Source organism: Nonlabens arenilitoris (assembly GCF_002954765.1).
In the GTDB taxonomy this organism is placed as follows: Bacteria; Bacteroidota; Bacteroidia; order Flavobacteriales; family Flavobacteriaceae; genus Nonlabens; species Nonlabens arenilitoris.
This window is the reverse complement of sequence record NZ_MTPW01000001.1, coordinates 1,796,133-1,809,416: the sequence shown is the minus strand read 5'-3', so window position 1 is coordinate 1,809,416 and position 13,284 is coordinate 1,796,133. Positions and strand designations below refer to the sequence as shown.

General features: G+C 36.5%; 8 protein-coding genes. 7 read left to right on the top strand and 1 reads right to left on the bottom strand.

The window, feature by feature from the left end:
* The first annotated feature begins 35 nt into the window (after positions 1–35).
* Both BST92_RS07965 and BST92_RS07960 read left to right on the top strand, forming a co-directional pair.
* The gene (locus BST92_RS07965; protein WP_105070971.1) at positions 36–803 is read left to right on the top strand and encodes a M48 family metalloprotease; all 768 of its coding nucleotides are present in this window, start codon (positions 36–38) and stop codon (positions 801–803) included.
* Between the two features lie 12 nt (positions 804–815).
* A complete protein-coding gene (locus BST92_RS07960) occupies positions 816–1,463 on the top strand; it encodes a hypothetical protein (RefSeq protein WP_146105124.1) in 648 nt (215 codons plus the stop codon).
* Positions 1,464–1,829: 366 nt separating this feature from the next.
* Here BST92_RS07960 and BST92_RS07955 read toward each other — a convergent pair whose 3' ends face one another.
* Complete coding sequence (locus BST92_RS07955) at positions 1,830–8,687, bottom strand: alpha-2-macroglobulin family protein (RefSeq protein WP_105070969.1); 6,858 nt, start codon at positions 8,685–8,687, stop codon at positions 1,830–1,832.
* 142 nt (positions 8,688–8,829) lie between these two features.
* Between BST92_RS07955 and BST92_RS07950 the strand changes: the two genes are divergently transcribed.
* The 5 genes from BST92_RS07950 to BST92_RS07930 all read left to right on the top strand — a co-directional run bounded on the left by BST92_RS07950 (position 8,830) and on the right by BST92_RS07930 (position 13,283).
* Complete coding sequence (locus BST92_RS07950) at positions 8,830–9,588, top strand: tetratricopeptide repeat protein (protein ID WP_105070968.1); 759 nt, start codon at positions 8,830–8,832, stop codon at positions 9,586–9,588.
* A 74-nt stretch (positions 9,589–9,662) separates the two neighbouring features.
* Entirely contained in the window at positions 9,663–11,015 is a 1,353-nt protein-coding gene (locus BST92_RS07945) for a UDP-N-acetylmuramate--L-alanine ligase (protein ID WP_105070967.1), read from the top strand.
* A gap of 112 nt (positions 11,016–11,127) precedes the next feature.
* Positions 11,128–11,412, top strand: a complete 285-nt coding sequence (locus tag BST92_RS07940) for a hypothetical protein (RefSeq protein ID WP_146105123.1) — start codon at positions 11,128–11,130, stop codon at positions 11,410–11,412.
* Positions 11,409–12,083, top strand: coding sequence for a M24 family metallopeptidase (locus tag BST92_RS07935; protein WP_105070965.1), 675 nt, complete (start codon positions 11,409–11,411; stop codon positions 12,081–12,083). The genes BST92_RS07940 and BST92_RS07935 overlap by 4 nt, the downstream gene beginning before the upstream one ends.
* A 144-nt stretch (positions 12,084–12,227) precedes the next feature.
* Complete coding sequence (locus BST92_RS07930; protein ID WP_105070964.1) at positions 12,228–13,283, top strand: diphosphomevalonate decarboxylase; 1,056 nt, start codon at positions 12,228–12,230, stop codon at positions 13,281–13,283.
* Position 13,284 lies beyond the last annotated feature (1 nt).

The window sequence follows — 13,284 nt, the reverse complement described above, 5'->3', positions numbered from 1 at the left end:
TTTTTCTAATTTAGGCTTATTAAAATTCAACCATCATGAGAGGCGGATCAGGAAAAATCAGATTATTTATAGGACTAGCAATAGTCGCTTTTGCCATACTTAAATACTGCTCTAGTGCAGAGACTAATCACTACACTGGTGAAACTCAATATGTAGACTTAACTACAGATCAAGAAATTGCTATGGGATTAAGTGCTGCACCTAGCATGATTCAAGAATATGGAGGTTTACATCCAGATCAAAATGCGCAAGCTCAATTAGATCGCGTAGGAAATAAGCTAGTCAACAGCAGTGTAGGTAAAAATACAGAATACCAATACGACTTTCATCTCCTTGCAGACGATAGAACGATAAACGCTTTTGCATTACCTGGCGGACAGTGTTTCATTACTGCAGCCCTTTATAGTCAACTAGAAAATGAAGATCAACTTGCTGGTGTTATGGGACATGAGATAGGTCATGTCATTGCAAGACATAGTGCAGAGCGTATGAGCCAGCAAGGTCTGGCACAAGGCGTTATCACCGGTGTGAGTGTCGGGACAGATGGCGGCGGCGAGGCCGCAGCGTCTATTGCTCAAATGTTGACCATGAAATATGGACGTGATGACGAATTACAAAGTGATGATCTAGGTGTTAAAATGATGATTGACGCCGGTTATGACCCTTATGAAATGATAGGTGTCATGGAAATTTTAAAAAATGCTGCTGGACCCAATCGTGCACCAGAGTTCCAAAGCACGCATCCAGATCCAGAGAATCGTGTAGAACGTATCAAGGAAGCTATCCGTAAATACGGGAAATAATACAAAGCATTTATGAGTATCATGTTAGAAAGCAATATTAAAATTTTATGGCACGATGGAAAGCAGTGGCACACTTCACCATATCATTATTACCCAAATAGGCAACCAGACACAAATGCAACGTTATTTTATAATAATTGCATGATCACCTTAGACTTTCTCTATGAAACTAAAGCTCTAGAACTAGAGTTCAAAGATGGTACGACCGTTAATATATTAGAAGAGTTTATACAACGTCATGGGAAAAGCATTACCATAAAGGATGGAGAAAAAAACACCTACAATCCATCGACTGACACCATAACTTTTTTTGATACCGATGGTGCTATGTTTCGTAAAAATTTGAGAAAACCATGGTCTAAACATAATACCGGCAGAGTTTCAAGCGCCTCATTACTAGGACACGAATTTATTCATGCTTATCATGAACAATTCACTCCAAATGAGTATATCAAACGTAAATCACAAAAAATCCTAGGTTGGAAAGTAAAATTCCCTCATTTCCCTAATCAAGAAGAAGTACTTGTCACCAAAGATCTAGGTAATCAAGTCATCAAAAAACTAGGCGAAGACGAGCGTGAGCATTACAAACGCAACTACTACCCTACCATAAGCCCTATTACAACTGAACCTATGAGACTAGATGAAGATGTGGTTTAGTGAGCTGTGAGCTAAAATTGTTTTTATCATTTAATTGACTTTGTTCATTTTTGCCATTACTGAAAAAACGAACCAAAAAAATCTAGACTGTGAGACACCTGCCTAAAAATTTCAATAAGCTCGCTAAAGAAAAAACCAAGATTCTAGCTTTTAAACAGAACGCAACTGAAAGTATCATTTATTTAACAATATAAATTCAGCTTTTCTTTTCTTCTTAACTCTATACCTATCTTCATTTTTTACGACAGATTTCCCAAGACCTTTACATTGTAGTTTGTATCAATTCCTAGAGCTCTAATACTGTTCTCAAACTGACATTTAAATTACTAACTGATTTTTAATTTATTTTTCATTTTATTTTTTAGATCATTCCTCAATCTTCACTCTCATTCCCTCACTGTGACTTGAAAATTCTGGAGCATACATACATTCTAGTTGTGTGATACCGTTAGAAAATTGTCCTGCATTGTTGGCTCGTACGTCGTATTCAAAAACATAAGTTCCTTTATTCATCTGATCAAAGAAGAAATGTGTCGCTATATCTTTAGTGCTTTGATAATAGCCTAATCCATCTTGCCATTTATACTTTGAAATCACATCTACAGGTTCAAAACCACTCGCACGTATGTCTTTTAAATGGACAAAATCCATATCTGCATTTGTTTTTATGATCAATCTGATTGTGATTAAATCGCCTATTTTTAAAGGATCTTCACTAGTTATTTCCTCTAGCTTCTCTCCACTATCGGTCATTACTTTTTTGAATAGTTTTTTCTTTACAGAAAGTGGTAAGTCATCATCAACTTTAATCTTATCTAAATCTTCAAAATACTGCCAGTACAGCGCACCATAGCCTGTTACATCACTTTTGTTTTTCACCGTTACCGTTGCCAGTTCCTTATAAACCTCAGGCGCATTCATGGTGATTTTAAAGTAACCCGTTCCAGCCTCTTTCTCTACTGCTTTCATCTTATCTACTGGCAATGGTTTATTTCCCCATGTGATTTTATTATTTTCTTGAACGTCCAGCCACTTTCCACCTTGCAGTAATAAAGCATAAGTAGCATCGGCAGTTGCTTTTGTGGATTTCCACTGGTTGGTTCTTTTATTTTTAAGTAACCATATTTTGAGTTCTTCGACGCTTTTTAAGTCTGCAGCGACTTCTTGAAATGCTTCTATGGCAAGAGCTTGTGTCTCGATATCGCTACTGTACCAGTACCAACTGTTTTGATTTTCTTTCCAGTACATTCCATTTTCATCGCTTTTAACGGCGGTTTGTTTCAATCCTTCCATGATGGCGCTGGCTAGTTTGGTCTTACCATTGCGGTGCAGAGTGATGGCCATAAGCAACTTAGTATATAGTGGCTGTGAGGAATATGATTTTTCCGCTTTCGCGAAAGCGTACCCTACAGCATCCTGCAACAATTCATCAACTTTTCCAGACTTAGAGATATCAAAACTTCTCGCATATTGATAATGCCAATAAGCGTTTCCAAAACTATAATCTTGGAGTGTTTTATGGTTTTCTAGATAGCGATTGAATCTTTTTTTCCATTCCGTATCCAGTGCATCCATCGCATTTTGATACATGCGATCGGTTTGTGGCGTGTCATCATTTTTAATACCTAATTTTTTCATGTGACCCAATCCAGCGGCTATGTGACGCGTGATATACTCATTAGTATATCCACCTTTAAACCATGGGAAACCACCAGAATCGCCCTGTAGCTTTTCTAACTTTGCGAGTGTTTTCTTTTTCTGTTTGGCAGTTTCGGCCAGGTCAAATAATGTGGCGAGTCGCTGTTGTTTTTGCGCTTCACTTTGTGCATCACGCAGCCATGGCGTGTGCGATAACATCACTGTTTTTAACTCCTCATTTTTCTCAAGTGCACTTACATTGGTGCCGTTTTGTGCCCAACTGTCAAACACCGTTTTCACCTTAGGATTACTCGTTAAAATGTGATGTGCCATAGCGTTTGCATAGTAGCGAGAAAAAGTTTGTTCTGCACAATCATGCTCATATTCCATCAAATAAGGCAATGATTTAATCGCATACCACGACGGATTTGATGTGTACTCAAACACCATTTGATGATGCGCCATAGTTCCAGAATCGCTGTTGAGCAAATTATCCATAACAGCAGTTTGCGTTTCGCCAGCACGTACCCAAAGCGCTCTCGACTCACTGACTAGCATGCGATTAGAAAGAACTGGCAAGGTATTCTCCTCGCCATCAGAAAAGTTTCCTGCAGCCGCTACAACGCGATAAGTAACCGCTTGCGTCCCTAGCGGAATTCTAAATGTCCAGTTTACAGAGGTATTGCCACCTTTTTCTAAGGTAAAATCTCTAGTGTTATTAACATTACCTAACTCTGCATCAATCGCTTTCATAGTCATGGCGTCAAAGAGTTGTAATCTTGCCGTTCCATCCATAGCAGCGTCAGACAGGTTGGCGATTTTAGTAGAAAACCGAATCGTGTCTGTTTCTCTTAGAAAACGAGGCGCATTAGGAATAATACTCAGCTCTTTTTGAGTCACCACCAGTTGTTCTAATTGTGCTGTTTTCCCTTTTTTATCGTGCGCTAGCAGTCGCAATTTCCATTGGGTCAATGCCTCTGGTGAAGTGAACGAGAATTTAAGATTTCCATTTTCGTCAGTGCGTAATTCTGGTAAGAAGAAAACGGTTTCTTGGAGGTTTTTACGAGCTTGAACATTATTGAGATTCATTTCTCGTAGTACTAAATCATTTGTAGTTACGCCTTCTTTAGTAGAGATGATGATGACTCCATTTGCACCACGATTACCATAAATAGAAGATGCTGCAGCATCTTTTAATATGGCAGTTTCAAAAATATCATTAGGATTCAATCCACTAAAAAAATCTTCATCTACTGGTACTCCATCAACTATAATTAATGGTTTGTTATTTCCGTTTGATAAAGCTGCTCCTCTAATTTGGACCAAGGCATTTGCGCCAGCCGAAGTTGCCATTTCTTGAACTTCAAGACCTGGAACTTGACCTTGGAGAGTTTGGGTTAGGCTTGCGTAAGGTCTATCATTTGGATATTTTTTTCTTCCTCGATAAGAACTATATACTCTTGAACTCTCATTGTTAATATCACTATCTCTAAATTCTCTTTTATCGGCTCCAGTGAAGTTAGTCCTTAAATAATCTTCGTTTTCGGCAAATATGATGTCACCAGGCAATGCTCTAGCTATAAGTTTTCCGTTTGACAAAGTATCATAAGCAATGGCATTAGAATCAATGATAGCAATCATACCGTCAGCACCTATCTTAGTTTTAGTGTAAGCATTTCCTCTGTAATAATTGAAGTCGTTGAAATAACCATAACCGCGACTGCTTCTATTTATAGTGAAGAAAACATCATTATTGATATAATCACTCGAGCTGTTTAAATCAGCAGCTAAAACGGCATTAATAATTCCTGCTTTTTTAATTTTAATTTCTACAGGTTTGTGAAACTCATGGTTAAAAACTAGTACATCATTAATGTTGGCTTTTATTTTGTAAAGTCCATTTGCTCCAACTAGCGCGCCAATTTTTGTGCCTTTAACAACAACTAAAGTTCCATATAATGGATTGCCATTTATATCAGTAATTTTACCTGTTACAAAACCTTTTTCTTCTCCAGCTTCTATTATCTTATTGAGCAAGGAGTTTTTATAGCTCGCGTTATAGTTCCTATTATTAAATGATAAATCAAAATAATAAATCTGATCATAGGCAAGAGAAGTATTAAAACTAGCTCTAGGAAACTGAACATAGAGTGATTGAGATCTATTATAAGAAGTGTTTTGATAAAGACTAGGAGAAAAAGAATACTGATTATTTCTAATAAACGGCGCATTCCAATTTGCCGTTGCAAACTCATCCAGACTCTTATCATACATACTCGCTAGCACCTCAGCTTGCATAGGAATTTGATTATCATCTTTTATGCTAAATGACCAAGTTTCTTCACTGCCAGGTTGTAATTTATTTCTAAAGCTTTGTGTTTTGATTTGATATTGAGCTATTGGATCTATTGGTTTTTCTACTGTAGACGTATTAGTTTGTTCAAATCCATTTTCTTTTTGAACTTGTAATTGAATACTTATTTGTTTTCCGTTAATTTGAGACCATGGATATTTTAATTCTGTTTTTCCTTTTTTAAGGAAAATGAGTTTTTCTTCCACCATTTCTTGATCTGTCCAAACAGATAGTGTTGCATAAACTCCATCCATAGAAGTATACATGTTGAATACTGCGGCCTCTTTAGTGAACTCACCGTAACTAGAAATAAGTTGAGGCTGTAATGGTAGATCTAGATTTGCCCAAAGACTTTTTTCTACTCTAGAATCTATTACATCATCTTCATTATCAAAATTTTGTCCCAATTCCACAGCTCTTATATAAACATAATAAGCACCATTATCCCAGTTCTCTGTTATTGGAAGCTCTACAGTTGTTAACGAATCTGTAGTGAGCTCTTTTCTAAATATGATAGGTGCTTTTTCCCAGTCGGTTTCAATTTCGTCTTTTCTTAATTCGGCATATGGGAATGTGTTGCGGTAGGTCTTATCATCTACTTCTTGAAACTCGGCTTGCGGTAATCCTGAAGCAATTATAACATGAGATGCTTGCGGTTGCTTGCGCATTTCTACGATAAGTTTCCCATTGACAAACTGACCGTTCAAGTTTTTAACGCCTACTTTTAAAGTGTTTGATTCTGTTGTAAATTGATAGGGTAACTGAGATGCAATTTGAATAGCGTTAGTTCCTACTCTCATTCTGGTAGTAGTCGTTCTCGTTTCTCCATTTACATCAGTTACTTCAGCTTCTATTTTATAACTGTAAATAGGTTTAAATTTAGGATCTGCCTCTTTATCGTTGTCTGCTAGGAATTTTATTTCAAATACACCTTTATCGTTTGTGGTCGTATCTCCTTGTAGAATTACTTTTTCACTATTGCCATAATAACCACTGCGCCATCTTGCATAATTATAGCTTCTTATCACTTTATAGGTTACTATTGCATTAGTTATATTACTACCCAAAAAGGCTTTCCCAAATCCAGAAACCGTTACACTATCACCCAACTTGTAAGTTTCAGTGATTTCATCAAAATCTACTTCAAAAGTGGGACGTTTATATTCCTCTACTTTAAAGTTGATTTCACCATCTTCCCAATCATCTACCGTTTTATAAAATGTCGTTTCTTCATCTGGCTCGTCAATATATAGAGTAAACTCTCCAGTAAGTACATCTTGAGGAATCTCAAAAGATCCATGAATACTACCAAACTCATTAGACTTTAACTTAGTTCTATAAACCTCTGTCCCATTTACATCTTCGACATAGATTTCTAGAAGCTCATTAGATACAATACCAGATTGTTCTTCGTTTTCTTTTTTCTGTAATACAATCGCTTTGAAATAAACCGTTTGACCTGGTCTATATATGGCTCGGTCTAGATAAATGAAGGTTTTTACATTGAGGTCGTAATGCTCGATTTTATTCCTATTTCTATCCCTAGGGTAAGAATAATATTGAGTCTTTAAACTATCGCCATTTTTACTAATGATTACATTTTGATTACCTCTCAGGTCTTTAATATCATAATCAAGCATACCGTATTTATCCGTCTTAAAACGCTTAACAGTTCTGTTATAAGAAATTTGAACATCTACATTACTCATTGTTTTACCGGTAGTTCTATCTTTTACAAGTAATGCTGTTCCTAGTTCGCTATCTTTTTTAAATAAAGTCAGATTAGTCACTGTTATAAAAGTATGTGCGTATTTCACTTCATCAGCTTTACCTGCTTTTGCCATAATCACATAACGACCTTTTTCAATGGCTGGTGCAACATATTCATAGGTGTGGTTAAAAGTATCATCGCCTTTAGGTAGTTGAATAGATTCTTTATGAGCTAAATTTTGAGAATCAATTGCTTTATCGATAAACTGTTGATATAAACTGTCTGCAAATCTTAAATCTCTCAAATCTTCATCCAAAGAGACTTTGATGTAGTATAAATCAATTTGTTCTACATTTCTATAATTTACTACTCCACGATGTGGCCTGTTGGGAATAATTAAATCTTCAACCTGAACATTGATGCTCGATTGATATATCTGATTGTTCAATTGCTTGCACAACGCCGCTCCATAGGATTTAGGATATAAATCAATCGCTTTATTAACTAATTGAATAGCTTGCTGTCTATGATCAAGTTGCTGTTCTGTACTGACCTGATTACTTAAGTTTTGATGATATAGAGCTAGATAATAATAAGCCTCAGTAACGGCTGGATTAGCATTATAAGACATTATTATACTTTGCAATTGTTTTTCATAATCTTCATAAACCTGATAATTTCCTAGCTGATTTTGTGCATACCATAATCGATCTGTAATGACATGTATAAAAGCAGCGTCATTGTTTGATTTTAAATGCATTGCTTCTAGATGTGCATACTGCTGCATCACATCATATTTTGAAAAAACGGTGTCTCCAGCTGGTCTTTTTAACTTCAATAAATGTGCTGTGTTGAGAAAAGCATTTTCTTTAGTTATTATAAACTCTTCTTTGGGTTTTGTAAGGTTGAAATAGCCGCTTTTATAAAAGTTTAAAGCCTGGTGCGATAATATGTCCAGTAAGCTAGGTCTCAAAAAACGAGCTGGCGCCATGGGACCTATGATAGCGCTGTAATCACTGAGCGGAATCTCAACTAATTTATCTGACTGATCTAGAGAAGCCTGATAGCTGTTATTAATCTCGCTATAAAAACGTGTTGCATCCCAGGTTTTGAAATCTACATCATCATTCTCAACTGCGGTCCTTTCTCTGATTCTCCATTGATTTGCGCGAGCATAATCATCTAATAATTTAGCTCTTATTCCGTTATAAATATTCTTATTAGGGAATTGAGCTTTTTCAATCATTTTATCCAGCTCAGCGATAATTTTATACTGCGCTTCTTCCTCGTTAATCAATTGGTATTTTGATTTGAATAAGAAAACCTTGATATATTGATCATGGTCTTTTTTACGTCTTGCATATTTATAAATTTCATCTACAACTTGAGTAGCATCTTCAATTCTATCTTGCAATTCAAATTGTTCTACCTCGCGCCATTTATCGATATAAAAATTTTGTGCAATACCTTGTTGCATCGCAAACAATATTAAAATAACAGTGATATAGTGGTTAGGTCTCATAATTCTTTAATTCTTGTATAAATCTACACATAGTTCATACCATTCTACAATCTATAATGAGGGAATTAGCCTTTTGAATTAGGGAAATCCATTTTAACAACTCTATTGGTGGCATTGGCTCACTTTTTGATAAATTTAGAGCATGAAAAAAATAGTTTTTATCATCTTACTGTTATGCAGTGCAATGGGTTGGAGTCAGGACGCTTTCGCGAAAGCGGAATCATTATTCAACTCTGAGCAATATGAAGCAGCAAAGCCCATATATAAATCTTTACTGCAAGACAACAAAAAAGACCCTATAATATTGCGCAGACTAGGCGATATTGAATCACATGCTCAACGTTATAAAAAAGCCTTTCCATACTATAAAAGATTATTAGATCTAGATAGTACTAATGCAGATTACCACTTTCTATATGGTGGCACTTTAGGCCTACACGCTAAAGAAAGCTCAAAACTTGAGGCGTTGGGTTACCTGGACGATATTAAATTTCATCTTAAAAAAGCAGCTAATTTAGATGCTAATCATGTAGAGGCTAGATGGGCACTGGTGCAATTATATTGTGAGTTACCAGGAATTGTAGGTGGATCATTAAGAACAAGTCGCAAATATGCAGATGAGCTTTTAAAAATATCTCCTGTGGATGGCCATCTGGCACAAGGCTATATTGAAGAGTATGATAAAGAATATCGTGCGGCAGAGAAATGCTATAAAAAAGCCATAGAAATAGGCGGTTCTCTTACCACTTATAAAAAACTGGCTTCACTTTATGAGAAAAAGACTAAAGAGTATCTCAAAGCTTTGATCACATTACAGGATGCCTATGCAGCTCACAAAGAATCCAGTTTGTTAGACGAAATCTCTAGACTTAAGAAAGATCATGATCTAGTAGGTGATTAAGCTCATAAAGCACTCCATTCCTTAGTCATTCCAGCCTTTTATTAGTAGCTTTACGTCTTATAAAGTTACTTATTATGCGCGTACATTTTATCGCAATAGGCGGCAGTGCCATGCACAATCTCGCTCTTGCGTTACATCATAAAGGTTACCAGGTTACTGGTAGTGACGATACCATTTTTGAACCTAGTAAATCCAGATTGGACAAATATGGCTTACTACCGGAACAAATGGGATGGAATTCAGAGAACATTAATGCTGACCTAGATGCGGTCATTTTAGGCATGCATGCAAAAGCTGATAATCCTGAGTTATTGAAGGCTCAAGAACTAGGTTTAAAAATATATAGCTATCCAGAGTATTTATATGAGCAGTCTAAAAATAAAACACGTGTTGTTATAGGTGGTTCTCATGGAAAAACAACGATTACTTCTATGATACTGCACGTGATGCATTATCACGATCGTGAGGTAGATTATATGGTAGGCGCACAATTAGAAGGTTTTGAAACCATGGTGCATCTTACTGATGATAATGAATTTATGATTCTAGAAGGTGATGAGTATTTATCAAGTCCTATAGATCGCAGACCTAAATTCCATTTATACCAGCCTAATATTGCTCTGATCTCTGGAATTGCGTGGGATCACATTAATGTATTTCCAACTTGGGAAAATTACTTAAGTCAATTTTCAGAGTTTGTAGAATGTATGCGAGATGGAAGTATCCTTGTTTACAACGAGGACGATGAAGCCGTAAAAACGATTGCCGAGGCAGCGACCAAACCTACTCGTAAACACGCCTACTCTATTCCTGCTCATTCCATCATTAATGGAACGACTTACCTAGAAACTCCAGAAGGTGATATGCCTATTGAAATTTTTGGGAAACATAATCTTTCTAATCTCGCTGGTGCAAAATGGATATGTCAGCATATGGGTATCGATGAAGATGATTTTTATGAAGCTATCGCTTCTTTTAAAGGCGCTTCTAAACGATTAGAAAAAATTACGGAAAATGAAAACTGTGTTATCTATAAAGACTTTGCACATTCACCTAGCAAGGTGCAAGCAACCACCAGAGCGGTTCATAATCAATATTCAGAACGCAAGCTTATCGCGTGCCTAGAACTACATACGTATTCTAGTTTAAATCCAGAGTTTCTTGTTCAGTATAAAAACACACTCGATGCAGCCGATGTGGCCGTGGTTTTTTATAGTCCGCATGCGGTGGAGATTAAGAAACTAGAACCTATTAGTGAGCAACAAATTTTTGAGTCTTTTGATAGAGATGACCTCATTGTAAAAACAGATCCAACCGACTTTAAAAAATGGTTATTCAGTCAGGATTTTAATAATACAGCGGTTTTAATGATGAGCAGTGGAAATTATGGTGGATTGGACTTTGAGGAATTAAAAAATGTGATATAACGCTTGGGCTTTTAGTCTACAGTCAGTTGTGCTATTTATCGAACTACACATGATCATTTAATTTGACTATGAGATTTGGTAGCATTGTCGTAAAAATCACAAAAAAGTAATAATGATTAAGAGTCTAATACTTTATACATTACTTTCTATGTTGATTTTCTTCAGCATCTCATTTTTCACATTGTTCAATGATATTCACTCTCCATTAGGTGATATAGATTTAAGTAAAGAGTTTACTATAGGCTTTCCTTTCACCTACTATTATGAATTCCGGTTAGATGACCATTCTATTCCTAATGCTGGTTGGAATTTAAAGAATCTATTGCTAGATTGTTGTTCAACCTGGTTAACGGTTGTATTCATCGCATTTTTATTCAAAAAGTATTTTAAAAAATGAACGACGTTTTAAAAAACCTCATCGCTGCCGAAACTAAAGCAGCACAACTGTTTCAAGAAATAGAAAACAGAAATATCATCGCAGCTGGTAAAACAGAAAAAGAGGTCAACACCGCAGTCTTTAAACTTGCCGATGAGCTTTTCGGGATTAAAAAATACTGGCACAAACGCATTGTAAGAGCTGGAGCAAACACCTTGCATCCTTATGATGAGAATCCGCCAGACTTGATGATTCAAGAGAACGATATCGTGTTTCTAGACTTCGGTCCGATACTGGAAGAATGGGAAGCAGACTATGGACGTACTTATGTGATAGGAACCGATCCACTGAAAATAAAATTAAAAAAAGACATAGAAACCGCCTGGCAAGAATGTAGAGATTACTACTTCTCACAAACTGATCTAACCGGTGCGGCTTTTTATGATTATTGCGTTCAAAAAGCGACGGAATATGGCTGGGAATTTGGTGGTCCTATCGCCGGGCATTTAATCGGTCATTTCCCGCATGAGAATCTAGAAAGCGAAAACAAACTGAACTACATCCATCCCGAGAATGACAAAAATCTTTTTGCACCCGATGGAAACGGAAATAAAAGAGAATGGATTCTAGAAATTCACTTTGTAGATAGAGCTAGAGAAATTGGTGGATTTTTTGAGCAATTGTTGGTTTAGAACGATGAATTTATAAAACCATCCTTGTTTTTAAGTTCAAATATGACTTTAATTGTCATCACTAGCAGATTCCGAAATAAATTCGGAATGACAGGTTCAACGGCTGCTCTTAAATATTTACCTTTGTAGCTTAATTCAAGGCTATTGGAAACTCAGTTTAAGTTAGAAGGCGATTTTACTTTAATAGATCATTTATCTACAAAATGGCAAGCGCCATCTAATATTGCGCTTGTAAAATATTGGGGTAAGTACGGCATGCAGTTGCCTGCAAATCCGTCGATAAGTTTTACTTTAAATGCTTGTAGAACCATTACAACCGTAACCGCTATGAAAGGAACTCACGGTTTTAATATTTCTTATGATGGTGAGCCCAAGCCAGATTTTGCTCCTAAAATTGAAGCTTATTTCAAGCGCATTGCTGACTATTGCCCATGGATTGCAAACTATCATTTTGATATTGATACACACAATACGTTTCCGCATAGTTCGGGAATTGCGAGTAGTGCGAGTAGTATGGCGGCGATGTCAGTTTGTATGATGGATTTTGAGAGCACGATTACTGGTCAGGAAATGGATTTTCATAAAGCATCCTTTCTGGCTCGATTGGGATCTGGAAGTGCTTGTCGTAGCTTGAAAGGTAGCGCTGTAGTTTGGGGAACGCATGATGAGGTTGACGGCAGTTCACAATACTTCGGTATTGATAAAAGCAATTATTTACATCCTGTTTTTCAGGATTTTCAGGACACGATTTTACTGGTAGATAAAGGTGAAAAAGTGGTAAGTTCTACCGTAGGACACGAGTTGATGAATGGACACGCTTTCGCGAAAGCGAGATTTGAACAAGCCCATGAGAACCTTTCCACACTTAAAAAAGCATTGCAGGAAGGTGACCTTGATACTTTTATAAAAATTACAGAAAGTGAAGCGCTCACATTACATGCTATGATGATGACCTCGCATCCCTATTTTATATTAATGAAACCCAAAACACTGTCGATTATCGAGGAAATATGGGCATTCAGAAAAGAAACTGGCATACCTGTATGCTTTACACTAGATGCTGGTGCTAACGTGCACATGCTTTATCCACATGAAAATAATGAAGCTGTGCAAGGATTGATTAACAGCAAATTAGCGCAATATTGTCAAAATGGTCACTATATTTGTGATCAAGTAGGCACAGGTGCAAAAAAGTGCTAAC

What these genes read in the sequence shown, in the direction of transcription:
- BST92_RS07965 (WP_105070971.1), top strand. Translation starts at nt 36, where the DNA reads ATGAGAGGCGGATCAGGAAAAATCAGATTATTTATAGGACTAGCAATA.
- BST92_RS07960 (WP_146105124.1), top strand. Translation starts at nt 816, where the DNA reads ATGAGTATCATGTTAGAAAGCAATATTAAAATTTTATGGCACGATGGA.
- BST92_RS07955 (WP_105070969.1), bottom strand. Translation starts at nt 8,687, where the DNA reads ATGAGACCTAACCACTATATCACTGTTATTTTAATATTGTTTGCGATG.
- BST92_RS07950 (WP_105070968.1), top strand. Translation starts at nt 8,830, where the DNA reads ATGAAAAAAATAGTTTTTATCATCTTACTGTTATGCAGTGCAATGGGT.
- BST92_RS07945 (WP_105070967.1), top strand. Translation starts at nt 9,663, where the DNA reads ATGCGCGTACATTTTATCGCAATAGGCGGCAGTGCCATGCACAATCTC.
- BST92_RS07940 (WP_146105123.1), top strand. Translation starts at nt 11,128, where the DNA reads ATGATTAAGAGTCTAATACTTTATACATTACTTTCTATGTTGATTTTC.
- BST92_RS07935 (WP_105070965.1), top strand. Translation starts at nt 11,409, where the DNA reads ATGAACGACGTTTTAAAAAACCTCATCGCTGCCGAAACTAAAGCAGCA.